The sequence below is a fragment of the Pseudomonas orientalis genome (assembly GCF_022807995.1).
Classification (GTDB): domain Bacteria; phylum Pseudomonadota; class Gammaproteobacteria; order Pseudomonadales; family Pseudomonadaceae; genus Aquipseudomonas; species Aquipseudomonas orientalis_B.
This window is the reverse complement of sequence record NZ_CP094352.1, coordinates 1-14,844: the sequence shown is the minus strand read 5'-3', so window position 1 is coordinate 14,844 and position 14,844 is coordinate 1. Positions and strand designations below refer to the sequence as shown.

17 protein-coding genes are annotated in these 14,844 nt (G+C 49.1%); 11 read left to right on the top strand and 6 right to left on the bottom strand.

Annotated features, from left to right (window positions below; genetic code table 11):
• Window positions 1-63 precede the first annotated feature (63 nt).
• Both MRY17_RS26240 and MRY17_RS26235 read right to left on the bottom strand, forming a co-directional pair.
• Window positions 64-399: a hypothetical protein gene (locus MRY17_RS26240; protein ID WP_017709574.1), complete on the bottom strand. Its 336-nt coding sequence runs from the start codon at window positions 397-399 to the stop codon at window positions 64-66.
• Entirely contained in the window at window positions 396-1,097 is a 702-nt protein-coding gene (locus MRY17_RS26235; protein ID WP_024667343.1) for a ParA family protein, read from the bottom strand. Before MRY17_RS26235 ends, MRY17_RS26240 begins: the two co-directional genes overlap by 4 nt.
• 635 nt (window positions 1,098-1,732) lie before the next feature.
• On the opposite strand from MRY17_RS26235, the gene MRY17_RS26230 reads away from it, so the two are divergent.
• The 4 genes from MRY17_RS26230 to MRY17_RS26215 all read left to right on the top strand — a co-directional run bounded on the left by MRY17_RS26230 (window position 1,733) and on the right by MRY17_RS26215 (window position 6,055).
• On the top strand, window positions 1,733-2,299 hold the full coding sequence (locus tag MRY17_RS26230) for a hypothetical protein (RefSeq protein ID WP_017709576.1): 567 nt from the start codon (window positions 1,733-1,735) through the stop codon (window positions 2,297-2,299).
• 541 nt (window positions 2,300-2,840) lie between these two features.
• Entirely contained in the window at window positions 2,841-3,074 is a 234-nt protein-coding gene (locus tag MRY17_RS26225) for a plasmid replication protein RepB (RefSeq protein ID WP_243353973.1), read from the top strand.
• A gap of 185 nt (window positions 3,075-3,259) precedes the next feature.
• Complete coding sequence (locus tag MRY17_RS26220; protein ID WP_243353972.1) at window positions 3,260-4,561, top strand: replication initiation protein; 1,302 nt, start codon at window positions 3,260-3,262, stop codon at window positions 4,559-4,561.
• A 1,269-nt stretch (window positions 4,562-5,830) separates the two neighbouring features.
• Window positions 5,831-6,055, top strand: coding sequence for a hypothetical protein (locus tag MRY17_RS26215; RefSeq protein ID WP_074929272.1), 225 nt, complete (start codon window positions 5,831-5,833; stop codon window positions 6,053-6,055).
• 808 nt (window positions 6,056-6,863) lie between these two features.
• Here the strand turns inward: MRY17_RS26215 and MRY17_RS26210 are convergent.
• Window positions 6,864-7,127: a hypothetical protein gene (locus tag MRY17_RS26210; protein WP_243353971.1), complete on the bottom strand. Its 264-nt coding sequence runs from the start codon at window positions 7,125-7,127 to the stop codon at window positions 6,864-6,866.
• Window positions 7,128-7,660: 533 nt separating this feature from the next.
• Between MRY17_RS26210 and relB the strand changes: the two genes are divergently transcribed.
• The 4 genes from relB (at window position 7,661) to MRY17_RS26190 (ending at window position 8,908) form a co-directional block, all read left to right on the top strand.
• Window positions 7,661-7,885: a type II toxin-antitoxin system RelB family antitoxin gene (gene relB, locus MRY17_RS26205; RefSeq protein ID WP_015062150.1), complete on the top strand. Its 225-nt coding sequence runs from the start codon at window positions 7,661-7,663 to the stop codon at window positions 7,883-7,885.
• The gene (locus MRY17_RS26200) at window positions 7,869-8,141 is read left to right on the top strand and encodes a type II toxin-antitoxin system RelE family toxin (protein WP_017709581.1); all 273 of its coding nucleotides are present in this window, start codon (window positions 7,869-7,871) and stop codon (window positions 8,139-8,141) included. The genes relB and MRY17_RS26200 overlap by 17 nt, the downstream gene beginning before the upstream one ends.
• Window positions 8,142-8,313: 172 nt before the next feature.
• A complete protein-coding gene (gene mobA / locus MRY17_RS26195) occupies window positions 8,314-8,613 on the top strand; it encodes a plasmid mobilization protein MobA (protein ID WP_024667341.1) in 300 nt (99 codons plus the stop codon).
• A gap of 40 nt (window positions 8,614-8,653) precedes the next feature.
• Window positions 8,654-8,908 carry a hypothetical protein gene (locus MRY17_RS26190; protein WP_080106675.1) on the top strand — a complete coding sequence of 85 codons (255 nt, stop codon included), beginning with the start codon at window positions 8,654-8,656 and terminating at the stop codon, window positions 8,906-8,908.
• A 331-nt stretch (window positions 8,909-9,239) separates the two neighbouring features.
• Here MRY17_RS26190 and MRY17_RS26180 read toward each other — a convergent pair whose 3' ends face one another.
• Genes MRY17_RS26180 through MRY17_RS26170 form a run of 3 tightly spaced genes read right to left on the bottom strand, consistent with a single transcriptional unit; the run spans window position 9,240 to window position 12,274 of the window.
• Window positions 9,240-9,743, bottom strand: coding sequence for a hypothetical protein (locus MRY17_RS26180; RefSeq protein WP_017709584.1), 504 nt, complete (start codon window positions 9,741-9,743; stop codon window positions 9,240-9,242).
• Window positions 9,744-9,779: 36 nt separating this feature from the next.
• Entirely contained in the window at window positions 9,780-11,951 is a 2,172-nt protein-coding gene (locus tag MRY17_RS26175) for a DotA/TraY family protein (RefSeq protein WP_243353970.1), read from the bottom strand.
• On the bottom strand, window positions 11,948-12,274 hold the full coding sequence (locus MRY17_RS26170; RefSeq protein WP_074929282.1) for a hypothetical protein: 327 nt from the start codon (window positions 12,272-12,274) through the stop codon (window positions 11,948-11,950). Before MRY17_RS26170 ends, MRY17_RS26175 begins: the two co-directional genes overlap by 4 nt.
• Before the next feature lie 260 nt (window positions 12,275-12,534).
• Here MRY17_RS26170 and MRY17_RS26165 point away from each other — a divergent pair, with 260 nt between their 5' ends.
• From MRY17_RS26165 to MRY17_RS26155, 3 genes are all read left to right on the top strand, one after another.
• Window positions 12,535-13,548: a hypothetical protein gene (locus MRY17_RS26165; RefSeq protein WP_243353969.1), complete on the top strand. Its 1,014-nt coding sequence runs from the start codon at window positions 12,535-12,537 to the stop codon at window positions 13,546-13,548.
• 406 nt (window positions 13,549-13,954) lie between these two features.
• Window positions 13,955-14,644, top strand: a complete 690-nt coding sequence (locus MRY17_RS26160; RefSeq protein WP_231662357.1) for a GNAT family N-acetyltransferase — start codon at window positions 13,955-13,957, stop codon at window positions 14,642-14,644.
• Between the two features lie 5 nt (window positions 14,645-14,649).
• Window positions 14,650-14,835, top strand: a complete 186-nt coding sequence (locus MRY17_RS26155) for a hypothetical protein (protein ID WP_231662358.1) — start codon at window positions 14,650-14,652, stop codon at window positions 14,833-14,835.
• Window positions 14,836-14,844 lie beyond the last annotated feature (9 nt).

The following is a 14,844-nucleotide window of genomic DNA, read 5'->3' as shown; positions in this document are numbered from 1 at the left end:
ACCAGCAGCGCATCAGCTGGACCAAGCTCACAACTTAGCGCGTACGCTTTCACTGCTAGCGCGTTATACAGGTCCCTGCCCTGCCCCCAATTCGCGTCGCAAGGCTGCCAGCGCTCGTTTGAGTGTTTCACCTAATGGTTGATCGATATCGTCAGCAATACGGTACAGTTCATCCTTGGTCTCCTGCTCACCTTTGATGTTGATCTGAACATTGCGTCCAGTTTTGTAACGTCGCTTTGCCCGTTCGACCGGGGGAAGTGAAGTGGCCGGCTGTCGGCTTACAAAGCCATGTTGGTTCGCCATTTTTTCCACCTCAGCTTTGCTTTGCTTTGTTTTCTGTTCGGTGGCTGCTTTAGGCTCGAAATCCTTCAAGCTATCCAACGGATCTACGCGACTCATGATGAAATCTTCTCCTGGTGAGCCTCTAAGGTGATTCTGGCTATGAGTTCTCGTGCGAATGCTTCGGCGTTTTCTATGGCTTTTCCGACATTGGAAACTTCGTCAGTTGGCAGCATTTCAAGCGGCAAGCGGTATGAAAACATAGCCTTGAACGCGGCTCGTTCGTTCAATTCAGTCTCAAAGAACGGTATGCCCCCTGCTTCAAAGCTTTTGCGGATATGCCGAGTATCTCGGCTTTGAATCGCTGCTGACGTTCTTGTGAACAGAACGGCGTAAGGCAGTTTGTAATCAGGTTTATGCTTTTGGATGCCACGTTCATGCGCCCGAATTAAACCGAACGCCCTACTCGCTTGCTCTGCGTCTAGCTGCGAGCCCTGCGTCGGTACCACCACAAAATCCGACTCTGCAATCGCATACGCGACGATAGTTGCCGCCGTACCTTCTAGATCAACAATCACGAAAGGTGTTTTCGTAGCGGCATCGGCGATCGTCTCGCCGATCGTCTTATCAGTCACGTCCGAAATTATCGTCATGTTTGTCGGCGCATTACCTCCCTCTGCCCACGACTTAATTGGATGGTTGGGGTCGGCATCAATGACGGTAATAGGAACGCGTCGTGCGATTTGTTCGGATAACGCAAGGCATGATGTCGTTTTGCCAGCACCGCCTTTAGGTGAGACGAACACAATAACTGGCATAGCGGGGCCCTTCTCGTTGGGTTGACGGGTAAATGATACCCTTGGAATTCCGTTTGAATTCTATCTGGTAACTACGATAGATTCTATAAGGAATTCCTTTATAGATTCCTAAAGGAATTCTACATGGAATTCCTAAAGGAATTCAAATTGGATTCCACATGGAATCCAAAATGGAATCCAACATGGAATTCTTTATGAATGTTCAGACTTTTTCACTGCTTGGAGTTTCGGCCACTAATGACACACAGCTGTGAAAGAGGCCGTTGGGTCTGTATGACAGATGCTTAGCATGACCAGTGGAAGGGGCACCGATAGGGTGTAGACAGCCTGACCAATGTGGCCATTTGGATTGAGCTGAGAAAGAAAACCTTGGTAGCGTCTCCGGTGAAGCAGCGCCTACAGTTGTATGCTGGAGCGGAACCTAAGCAGTACAGTTCAGTAGTACAACTGGTGCTCACCAACGTGACACGAACTACCTCTGGTGAAAACTCCAAGATCCGAATAGCCCTGCGCATAATGAGGAGGTTCGTTAAATGGCCCTTCGCGGGTAGGGCTACTCAGGACGATGCAAATGGCAGTGTTTTTTTCAGGTAAAATTGACCAATTAATCTAATAACCGCGTCCGAGGGATTGGCTTGCCTAAAAAATTTCATGTGGACTCCATCCAGCATTGGGAGCCATTTGTGCATGACGGAGTCTCGTATGATCTTGGGCATCTCGACACCCATGAAGTCGTCTTCCAGAAAGAAGGGGATCCGATCAGTTTTGTCGTCACCTATGGTCTGCATTGCTTTACCAAGGATGACACCCAGCACAATATCCCTCTGAAATACGCTGACGGTCGCGAGAGCCAGTTCATCTGTATGGAGCGCTACGAGGCATCAAAGCAGCTACGGAGCATGTTGGAAAAGCTTGACGGTGCTACGGTCTACCTGACACAAGGCGAAAGTTTTTTCACCCTCGACGTGTTGAACAACGAAAGCGGGGCGGTGGAGCCGTTCAAGATCTGCATGGCTATTTTTCGGGAAAACCGAGTGTTGCGAATCCACGTCACCAGCGCGTTCTTTGCACGGCTCGGCGAAGGCTCACCGGGGGTGCCAATCAACAAAAAGGGGTTCAGCATCTTTAAGGTAGCAGTAGATACCCAGAAAAAGCCGAAAGGGCAATGCCCTAAAGAAGTCCGGAACCGGCCTAAGACGTGAGGAGAAAAAACTGGGTGCCCAGAAACGGCGAATCCCTCTCTAGGAGGGATTCTCAGCCGTCGATTGCATGCGTTCGACGGGGCAGGTCATTCTTGCGTCGCGCTCGGCGAACTGCTTTCGCAGCAACGGGGTGCGACCCTTTCGGATCCCTGTAACCACCCTGTGGTACACGACTAAGTCGCAAGCTGATTATGCAATGATCCACAAGCTTATACAAGGTTCGTTGATCATTTTTGATCATGGTGGTTCACGCTGAATCAGCGCATATGCCCGGCTAACCGCCTGCGGCTATGGCCTTCGCTTATCAGCCAAGCGCGGTGGCCTGGTCCCTACGATTGAGCAGCTTGCAGCCCGATGTGTAGCAATCGCGCTAGCTATTTCACTGCATAAAAACGCAAAAACCTGCGCAAGGGTCGTCATTTAACTCTACTTAACGCAATCATAATCTGCATGAATTTGCTTTTTCATGCATCTAGGCTTAGTCTTGACTAGCTATTACCACAACGATTCGAGGGGCTTGATGGCCGTGGATCTTTCAGCGATGCGTAAGTTGTTCAATAAGGGTGGCCTTAAAACTGCCATTGTAGCCCCTGCTGCTATGCAAAGCGGGTGGGAGCTCATTGTTGTTCATACGGATGGAACGCTGGATTACATGACCATTGCCCGATCAGATCGACGCAAGATTTACAAAAGCCTTGAATCAGTACATGCCGATGCAGCAAGGGTGGGATTTGCAGAAGTGACAACGCACGTGGAGGCTATGCAAGTGGCTTAATGGAATAGCAGAAACCAGAAAGCCCGGCTGGTAACCGGGCTTTCTGGACAAACTAGAACAGGTTTTCTCTTTCGACGGGGCAAACCTGTTCATCGACAAGGTGAGCTGATTATGGCTAGCACTGCGGCTTCTTGCAAGTTGCAAAATGCTATCCGTAAGAGGTTTGCCGCCGAATGGCGGGGAAAATGGATTCCACCTCTAAAAAACGAGATACGCATGTCCCGTGCGGTTACGGCCTGCAAGACAAGCCTACAGCGGGGGCATACGCGCCGTCAGGGCGATTCTTTGAAGATGGCACGGCACTCAACCGCGTTGTCATCGAGGCGCCCTATCTTGCTCGTTGCAGTGACAACAAAACTGCAACGCTGGTGCGTCCACGCGACTACGCGATCCGTTATCCCTATATGCAGATCAATCGTCGGGGGATGGTGTCCTGGCTGATCTTCGATCTCGATCACACCAACTCTCTTGCCTGGGATGACGAAGGCCTTCCTCCGCCGAATCTGATCGTGCGGAACAGGAACAACGGCCACTCGCATCTGTTCTATGCCATTCCACCGGTCTGTACGACCGAAAATGCCCGCGACAAGCCGATTCAGTACATGAAGGCGGTTTACGCTGCATTTGCGCTGCGCCTAAAGGCTGACCCGGATTACAACAGCGGGCCAGTCGCTAAAACGCCAGGGCATCCATGGTGGTCGACCTCTGAACTGCATAACCATGTCTATGAGCTGGGCGAACTCGCTGATTATGTGGAGCTGCAGGTGTCGCCCTGGAAAACGGGGCCCCAGTTGGAAGATCTGCCCCATTCCAGGCACTGCGTTCTATTTGAACAGCTACGTTATTTCGCTTACAGCATCGTCAACCAAGAGCGCGAGCGCGGGACCCTGACCACGTTCTCGCGGCGGCTTGAAGCATTTGCACATAATCACAACAAATTTGCTCGGAACGGCTTTTCCGAGGATCTGATGCTGTCTTCGGTGAGGGCAACGGTCAGGTCAGTAGCCAGGTGGACGTGGACGCGTTACCAGGGCAGCACTAGGTGCTGTCGAGGTGCAATGTCCTTGGACAAGTCGTTACCACTGGCAGAGCGGCAGAGCCTAGCCGCCAAGCGCACTCACGAGCTGCGGCACAGGTCTACCGAGTCGAAAATCCGCGCAGCGTGTCGAGGACTCCAGGAACGCGGGGAAAAGCTCACCCAGGTAGCTATAGCCATCCTCGCAGGTGTTTCTCGGCAAACGGTGGCCAACTATGGCCATGTATTGAATGAAGTCACCCGGCCGCAGACCATTTCGTTCCTGGCCCCTTCCGTGTCAAAGACGTTTTCCCCAAGTTCTACCGGAGATCAAGGCTCGACACCCTCGCATGGCATAGCCCTCACTAGCACTCCTACGGATGTTACGTATGGTGTACATCAGGTAACAGCCCCCATTGGGGGCGCTCTTGATCTTGTCGTTTCGAGCTCTCAAAGTGAGGATTCTTCATAGTGCCGGGGAGTGCTGTACTGATGTTCATGCGTACTGCCATTGCTTGCTGTCATGTCCAGCATTGGTCTGTTGTCAGAATCGTTTGTCTCATAGCCTTTGGATGCGCTTTCCGTTGAAATGCGTGGGGTATAGATGTGCTGGCTCGCCCAGATTTCGATACAGAGCGCCCGATTTCACGGTGGTCGTTACTGGATTGGTTGTTCACGCGTCTGTTCGTTGTTTGAATTAACCGAGATCGAGTGCGAGTGTTTCGCTGCGGTCAAGACGCTGTGTGCGGGTATGCGCACCGACGCAAGCGCGTTGGTTGATACCGGCATGCTGGAGTTGCAGCGCAAACGTAGGAGAGTTTTTGCACGCATCGTAAATGTCACGCAAGCCACTGTTTTTGCCTGGCTGCGGGCTTTCTTTGTAAGGGACACAGGCTATTCCGGTGTGATTCCGGCGTGCTGTTGAAGCTCTTATCTACCCGTTGTGTGGCTGCTGGGCGTGCACCATTAGCGTCTAGCTGACTGTTTTCTACAGGCAAAAAGAAACCCCCTGGTGCGCAGTACGGGCCGGAGCCCATCCGAGGCGTGGAGGTTATGGTTGTGATCAATCCTACGCAGAGGCTGAAAATGCGTCAATTAAGGATTGGGTTTTGGCAGCAACGGAATCGCAACAGCCTTTAGGCTCAGAGCCTCCCTGAAACCCAGCGTGTTGCAAGAGGCGTCGTATATCACCGACATTTTCTATCTGTACTGCGGGTTTTCCGCGACTCACTGAGCTTGAAGAGCTCGACTTTTCCCCTGAAAAGCCTGTGTCTGCCAATTTTTGAAGTGGTTTTTGGCTTTCTAGGTTTTTGTAGGGGAGGAATTATGCGGTGCCCTTACCATTGAGGATTGTCGTATATCGCCGACATTTCTGTTTGCACAGCTGTACAGCAGGACTTCTAGGGGTGAATAGGGAAAACGGAAAAATCGTACGCTAAGCATTTAGCCTGTCAGGTTGAAGTCATACCGTCAGGTAGGGCAGAAAACAGCCCTACTCTGATGTTGCGCGAGTGAACCACCTGACGCCCGGTTGAGGTGCATTTCAAACGGAGACGTCTAAAAATCGTAGGCCGTTGAAAAGTATTGTGATCTTGCTAAAAACTGACCGAAAATGATGGCCTAACGTACGATTTTATCTAAATTCTGCTGGCTCCCCAGATACATCTTTACGTAAATCCGCTTGATTTTGTCACTCCTTTCGCAGCACTTTTACATGACTGCCCATTGAAGGATGTTGATTATGCCGACGGATAACTTGCTCGCTGAGCTGTTGAAACTGCATGAAGCGAATCAGACGCTCGAACGAGCATTCGTAGAAGCTAATGCTGATGGTTTGAAACGATTGTTTGATCAAGGTTTGAGCTGTTACTCGATCACTGTAATGACAGCTGGTAACATTTGTTTCAGGCCTGTCTATGAAGGTGTGCTAACACCGAAGGGCTTGCAGCTTGCGCGTCAAGCGTAAGTTCAAAAGAGACCGAACATTCAAATACTATAGTATTGATAGTGAGTCAGAAAAACGACCACTGGGGTCGCGTTCTGTGCAGTCTCACGTCATTCAGAAGAGTCGTGAGACGGCTTCAAGCAAAGCTCGAAATGCGGTGGTGGAATCACCGGTTTTGCTTGCTCTAGCGGCTGTGCAGAGTCGCCAGAAATGGTGCTTATGTAGGTGTATAACAGTATTCTTGCAGCAAGTTTTATATATTTTCTCATAACTAGATATCTCCGTTAAGGCATGTTGTATTCTCCAAATTAATTTTTGAAATTTTGCGCCTTATATATGTTTTACCATTTGCAAATATATAGTCAAGGATGGCAGTTATTTATTTTTCAAATATATTATAATGTCGCGGTGTAGCATTATAGTATTCGATAAGTCAGCAGCTAGTTTCCCTTATCATGGGGAGCCCGCAGAGTTTGGATGAAATCGTTAATTCATCCCGAGCAACTACAGGGGAGCGAGCTTATGACATTAACTAAAGAGATTTAATCACTATGCCGAAGAAGAAATAAACTATATATTGTTATAAGTGTTTTACTCCTGCTGAGCGGAGACACTCCTCAACCGCCTGTACATGCTGGTGATAGCTCTTCTTATAGGGTTTGCATAGGATTCGGTGGAGGTGCTAAACCCTGATAGCCATTCCGGCACACGTACATCATAACTACCACGACTGCCAGGTCGTGCTGTTGTTTCTGGGGTTTTCGATATCAACCCGGTGTTTGATTTTCCCCATGAACCAGGCACGTGTACTGCGATGTCCTTCGCGGTATCAATTTTCCGATTGCATTAATTGCATTAACAACGCTTTGTAGCGTTCAACAATCGCTTTCACAGCACTGCTTTTTTCAATCCTCAACGTATGTCGATCATTATTCGCTGTCGTCATCAGGCGATGCCAATGAGAGATTGATTTTTGGTCATTTCCAGCTTCTTTATAAAGCTTCTCGGAAGCAAGTGCGAAGACAGTATCTATTAAGTCCTCTGCCAATTCGAGATTTTGTAACTGCTCATTTGATTTTTTTATATCCATCACGACAAATTTACCTTTGTCTTAAATTTTTTTTGTTTCTTTTTTTCATACGGATGATGATCTTCTCCTCACTTTAGCAGTAATGCTTCTATCGTTTACTCTATCTTTCGTTATGGTGTTGAATTTCCTCGCCTCAAACGTCCGTAGGTTTGTCATTTTTGTTGAAATGTATTTTTTCCCTGATTGTTCACCTGTATGTCATTTTTCGTGGTACCGAGCTGTTCGTAAATGGCTTTCAGAAATGTCTTTTTCAGGTTCACTGAGATTGTTACTAAACACGCTTTTGGAAGCAGGACAGGGTAGGGTTTGTACTCCCGCCATAAATGGCGTACGTACAACCGGCCTCGCTGCAGTCGTTTCACTCCCTTGCGCTGCCTACCTCCCTGCTCAGGGCAAGCCCCGAAACCCCTAAGCCAATTTTTGTGCGCCTGCTTTGGTAGCCCGAAGGCGGCTATTTACACGGCTCTATTGCGATAGGCTGTCCCACACATTATTAACGCTACGCTATACTTGTATAGCAGCCATTGGAGGATCCCATGTTAGCTATCCGTCTTGCCCCGGAAATAGAGGAGCGCCTAGAAGCATTGGCTGCTCGTACAGGACGCACCAAGACCTTCTATGCCCGGGAAGCCATCCTCGAGCACATTGATGACCTAGAGGATCTGTACCTAGCTGAGCAGCGATTGGGAGAGGTGCGTGAGAACCGTAGCGAAACGATTTCACTTCAAGACGTGATCAAGTCCTATGACCTGGCGGATTGAATTTGATCCGGCAGCGGAAAAGGAACTGAAAGAACTTGGGGACGATGCAGCAAAGGACGTTCTGAAATTTCTTGTTGGACGTATCACCAATCAAGGCGAACCACACAGTATTGGAAGCGCTCTGAAAGGCTCAGAGCTGGGCGAGCTCTGGAAGTACCGAGTTGGAGACTATCGCATCGTTTCCAATATCCAGGACGTCACTTTAACCATTTTGGTTGTACGGCTCAGCAGTCAGCAGAGAGGGTACAGACGATGAAGGACGATAAGCGCTGGAATCTGTGGCGCTTGTGGACGCGTTGGAAATCTAAAAAAAGAGGCAAAGAGTTCACCCGCTGCGCCACATACAGAGAAGATTTGGTATTGCGGCCTGAGATCCTTGCCGAGCTGGCCGAACGCTCTAAGAACGACACACAGCCGAGTTCCAGGCTATGAGCATGAACGAGCAACGGCGAACCAAATGGTTGCCATTTGTTAGGTGTTTTGAGCATGAAGAAGCGGCAGTTCGCGAGAAAGCCGATGACTGCGGAAAAAGCACTGGGCAATTCATGCTCGCAGCGGCTTTAGGTCGGCGTACTCAAAGCAAAATTTATAGTCACATCCTCAACGAATTGAGGCGGCTGGCTGGTTTGCAAAAACACCTGTTCAAGGAAAGCGGTGGCATGCATTCAAAAGAATATCCAGAGATCCTTGTTGAGGTGAAAGCGGCAATCGTAAGGCTCAGTAAGTAACTGAGTTATTGCGTTAAATTGTAAAATATGGAGGTTAGTCATGGGAGCTATTCATTTTATCCGCGCACCGGATTACCGGTTTGACATTCTGCGGTTACAACAAGCTAACGCATTGATGAGATCCGCTAATCGGGCTGTGGCTTACGGTGATGATATTGAGCTAGCTAGGCTAGGATTTGCAGCCGAGCATCGAGAAGAGCTGATGCGGGGTGGTGGCTTTCATGAACGACTTTTCCGCGCAAACTATCAAACGATTTCTTATTTGCGTCGACACGGAGGCAAGCATGTTCACTAATGCCGTACCACCGCTGTCGATCGCTGGTGGGGTATTAATGCCTGCGACGATAAGTACGGTACGCGGATTACCAGCCTTTCACCTCTGCGCTTGGAGAATTCTGGACCGCTGGGCTCTTGAGAGCCCAGCACAGCTTCGATCTCTGGAATCTGAGGGTGAGGTAGCTCTCTTGGGGCGTTTGTTCGAACAGCAGCAGCTGGAGCACTCGATGCTAACGTCAGAATCTGCCTTGGAACAGCGTCGATCTGGGATGGCTGAACACGAAATCCTTGTACTGAACGAAATCCCCACTCAACTGGGATAAAAAAACCGGGCTTTAAGCCCGGTTTTTTTATCCCATTGCGGTAATCAGCTGCGATGTGATGCGTTCCATATCGTGCGATCGCACGGGTATGGTTATTGATGGATAGTCATAATTTCTAAATCGCAATATGACGTGCTGGAAGTGCTTCCCTGAGGTTATGTCGGTGGCCCACTCTGTGATTTCTGAGAGTGGCATGGCTTTGCGGATACCGTTGTACTCGTCGATCAAGACTGCCGTGCCTGCTTTTGGGTCTATTCCCACGTAGCGGCGGCCCGCTTCATCAGAAATCTGCACCTTGGCTGAAAAACCCGCCGGAGCGATTGACATAACTAGCTTATGCAGTCGCTTCGCGTAGCGACTCTTTAAGTTTTTGATGAGCCAGTTGCCTCCAAACATCCAGACAAAGGTTAGGCCGATCAGCCAAAGTGGCCATAAGGCGTGGCTATTATAAATAATTGCGATTGCTACCCATATTATGATTAGGCTTAAAATATTACCTAGCCAATGAATAGTCGTAATTAAATAAAGCATAATTAACTCCCGTGAACAATATAATTAATTAGCACATTAACCATGAATGCCATCTCCACCGCTAGGTTTGCTATTGCCCGGCTTTCTACCTGGCATGCCAGACTTAGGTGCCATGTGCTCTAGCTTTCCAGCGAAAACCGAGATGGCCTGCCGTGTACGGTCATTGTCGTCCCGACCTACAGTAGCGGATACCTGACCACCTACCCAGTTTATGACCTGATCTGGTACGATAAAAATCAGGTTGAAACTGCTATGGATTAAGTTCAAACACATAGAGCAATAAACCGCGACAAAGAACAGAGCGCTGAAAATTCCTGTCATGGAGTCGTACTGAACATTTGCAATGGCTATTCCAAATAGGTTGTTTAGTAGCGTGCCGCCCGCAACCACAATAGCTCCGCCCAAGAAAAATCCGACTACCATCAATGTAGGTCGAAACATGCAATTCAAGAGAAATAGATAACCGTGCGCCGTTCTCTGGCCCATACCGTCACCTTCACCGCCAAGATGGGTAAAAGCCCAAAGCGGTGCTGCAATGATTGCTTCTCCAACGACAACAAGCCAATTAATTGCTGCACCGAACCAAATGATGAAAGGTGTCATTGGTAGGTATATTGATAAAGTCGCGCCTAGCAGAAATAATGCGAATATCGCCATTATGATAAATGGGGACATTGCATCAAGTAAACCTTTACCAGCATCCAATCCTCCTGAGAAGAAATTTACAAACTTTGTCGTTAGCCCTACAGCGCTGTTGCCATCGGTAACTCTTTCCAAAGCTTTTAAACCGCCGTATGTGGCTACGGCAACTTCGGCTGTTCCCATGAGAGTGTCACCAAGGTTCTTCATCTTGATGAGCGGGTTAAGCTGACCGCCTTGCTCTCCATTGAAGTTAACGTCCGTTACCAGTGAAGTTGTTATTTTCTGCATCGGAGCAAAAAGGTGGCTCATCACTTTGCTTGTTTCGGTTCCCTGAGAACCGTTTGCGCCCAAAGGATTTGCATTGGTGTTTGTACTCTTTTGCACCGCGTAGGCGTCCATCGCGCTTTGATAAAGATTGACGACAGCAGGGTCTCCACCCGATGAAGGGCCGTATGAGCCAGCTTTGGCGGCAACGGCATCAGTCAGTTTCGTATTGGCTTGGGCAAATGTTTGATACCAGGCGCCTAGTGACCACCACCCTGCCTCTGTGATGCTCGTGCTCATCTGATTTGCGAGCGCTTCAATATCTCCCTGCTTAGTACCGACGCTTTGGTTAACGGTGATTTCGTAAGCCTGAGCGGCGGACTGGATCCCCCCTTCGACATCCGAAATATCTCCAGCACCATTCTTTTTCTGAACAACTTCATTAACGAATTTGAGAGCGGATTTGGTGATCGTATTTTGCATTGCCACCAAAGCGTCGAGATGCGCCTTACGGATTTGTGAGGTATCAATCGTGGTGGAAAACCAGTTTGTCGATGATGACTGGGCTTCGAGATCCGCATTGATATCGGCTCCACCACATATGAAGCTTTTGTTTTTTAGGGTGAAACCGGAGCTCGTCGGCACCTGCTGGACGTAGCCGCCTTGTGTGACAAGTCCGCCTTGTGCAGCAGCCTCGGCGAGACCGGCGTTTATGCCGTGCATGCAGATATTGGCCTCAAACAGATTATGGGCAAGCTGGAGGGTGCTGGGCATGGCCGGTTGCACCACCATTCCTTTCCCATCTTCAAAGGCACTAATGGCGGCATCTGTACTTAAATTGGCAATACCTATGCCCATAGTAGATGCGGACCAAAGCATAAGCAGTTGCGAAAGAGACCACCCGTTTGCGGTAGGTACTAAAGAAACCAACCCCCACACTATTCGTACAGGTCCCCAGACCGTTGTATTTTGCTTGTCGAACACAGCGCCATCGTGAGCCGTGCGAGTTAACTTCCGAAAGATGATATAGCAGGCCCATAGTGACCCAACGACCAGGAGAGCGCCGTTAAGTACTTGAAATATGCTGGCTAGAATAGTATCTACACCGCCAGCCTCGCTGGAGGCAAGAGGGTTGTTAACCACGTCGCCATAGATAGTTGTAAGAGCTTGGCGGGACAAATCGCCAGTTTTTTTGGATGCGGCAGTTATTTCACCGATTGTTGTGGTTTCCGCAAACACAGGCAACACAACAACACAGGAAAAAATAAAGGCAATACAGGAAAGCGGTCTGGATAGTTTCACTTGTCTGCGGCCTCCGTTTCTGGGGATCCCTGTTTAATTTCCCAGTTAAAGACATGAAGCCACCAATGCTTCCGCTGGTAATAATCGCGTGGTGATTTCCCTGGGTTTCGGAGCAACCAGAGATTGCCATCTGCTGCGAATGCGCACCCGACAATTCCTAACGTCATCACTGCCCAAAACGTTTTGTACTTCAGCATGACGAATACGTAAGGCGTTGCGAATGGCCACCCAAATATTAAACCGATGGTTGAGAATAAAACAAAAAAAAGTATCACTCTTTTGGATGTTTTTTGATCCTTTATCAATTGCTCGCGATTTTCCATTCTTGTACCCCAGTATTGGAAACAGGCCGGTATAGATACCTTTATTTTAAGTTTCCTATAGGTCGTTGTACAAGAATATCTAGAATAGATATTTCTATCGTTACTGTCTTTCCGTATAATTGCAATGTACGGAATTTTAATACGCTAAGAACGCCGAAGTTAAAGGGATTTATGAGGACTTAATTTTTATTCTTATTTTGTACTCATGTCATAGTACAAAAAATCGTTAGCAGCCAAAGGCGTAATGCCAAGGGGGGGCAATGAAAAAAGGGACAAAACCAGGGCAGTTTTCGCCGGTATCGCTTGAAGCACTGGAGCTGATCGCTAACGCGAAAAAAGACCCTCGCTTGCTATTGGCGTACTTAGGGTTGGCCAGGCATACGACCATGAGGGATTTAGACGGCCGTGGCCCTAACATGCTGACTGGTGCGGGTGCGGAGAAAGTCAGGGTGCTGACAGGCTGTGGAACGCCTATGGCCACAGGCATAGTTAACGCCTTAGCCGGCATGGGGCTCATCAAGAAGCCAGCGGCAGGGTTGCCACGCAATCAGGCTCTATGGGCAATGCACCACCAGGGAACTGTGAATATCCCTCACGCGCTGATAGATGGGGGGATAGGCAATGCGGATGGCATTGGTCGCTTATTGAAGGAAGGGGCTACTGATGAAGTGGTTGTCTGCGCCGTTATGCTGCTGATTTACTGTTATGCAGTGCACGATCTAGAAATGTTCGGCGGAGTTGATCACCAGCAGATATGGCGACATTGGAACCATATGGTCAGCCCTGAAGGTGAAGGGTTCCGAGTGACAGCTGAGCCAATCAACGACACAGCCCAAGCAAAATTTATCAGCAAGATAGTTGGCAGCATGGGCGGTAAGGTAGACGAGAATGGCAATAGTGACGTTTTTTGGAAGGCCTTCAAGCTGCTGAAAGGTACGGGCCTTTTTTATGAGGTTGTAACCTCCATAAGCATCGACGGTGAGAGGACTCCAATCCGTGTTAATGACTTCCACGCCGTTGGGTCTGACTCGTCCCTGCTAGAGGCCGCACCTGGCCTTGGCGTTGGATTTTACGTGCACAAGGATAACGATCGCTCAGAACCTGAGGGCTGCTGGTTTTATCTGCCATCAGATCCAGAGAAAGTGGTTGGTATCTGGCGGCTCAGATACCGGTGTGCAACACCGGAAACGGCTAGGGGAGTCGCGCTTGACTGGTCCAAAGTCGACGACGCTATCGCTGCTATGTGCGCGAAAGGCGTCCTATACTCTGGTTAAATACTAGGTAAGTGACATATAGGTAGGTTGAAGATATACGTAGGATGACTGATATAACTCAGAAAGACAGATATACGTCAGGAAGACTAGATACAGGTCAGAGTGAGCTGTGCAGAGCGTAAAAGTCAAAAGCGGGTAATCAGTGCATGGAAACACATAGTGTTGTGTGCGGGCAGTAAGGCCTAGGAAACACCGATGACTCCAGTGCTGACCTGCTTTCTGAAGCTGCCAACCCGTGAAACGGAACGACGAGCACCGTGTTGTGAGGAGGCAGGAATGTGGCTGGGAGACCGTTGCGTGCCACGAGCGACTCTGACTCGCCCGACTGACTGATAGGATATTTCCGACTTGCATGGGGACGTTCACTGAACGCTTTACCAGTGCAGCTCCGACACGAAGGAAAAATATGCCGACATATTCTCTGCACACCACTCAACCTAGTGAGGCTGTTAAGCATCAGGTCGCAACAATGACGGGCGCTTATACGGCCGATCTTCACAGGTACGACTTTGCAGGCATGGTGCCCGTTAATTTGCTGTTAGGGTTGTATCAAAACCTTCTAGCTTGGGAGGTTATGTCGTATCTCGATCGCATCGGTCTTCGGCCCGAAGCCCCAACAGAGCTCATTACAGCGCACGGTGTAGACCATTCGGTTATTGGATATGTGCTCTACCTTCCGGTCCCAAGCCATCCAGACGCCTGCGGGCTAACGTATATGGTTGTTCATCATCAACACCGCGGGCTTGGTATTGGCAGAACGATGATGGAAAAAGTGATTGCACGGTATCCTCATGTCGAGCTTACGTGCACACCGGCCAAAGTCGCTCTCTACCAAGCTATGGGCTTTCAGATCCTTGATTCGGACAACACGCAAATTGTGATGAATACCCGCAATCATAGCTGCGAAGGATTTGTGGCCTTGCAAGACGTATCGACGCTCTATGAGTCGAAGCAGGCGCAGGAGCTACAGATGAAATTGGTCGATATGCACGGTGAAGGTGCAGTTTTCAAAGATCGCAAGCGTTTGAAAAAACACATCGCTGAGGCGACAAAAAAAGCGAAGGCGTTTTACCAGGCCAACAGAAAAAATAGGTGAAATTGATGGATAAAGGAGATATCAAGCAGCGCCTTCAGGCGCTAGAGGAGCTGGTTCAAGAGATGGCCAATGTTTTGGATGAGGGTCCAGAAGATGCTCCGCTAGCATTTTTTGAAGCCTGTGAGGACGCACAACTTCAGATTACTCAGCTTATGCGCGCCACCTTTCTTGCTGTTCAGATGAAGCCGTAGTGTGTTTAC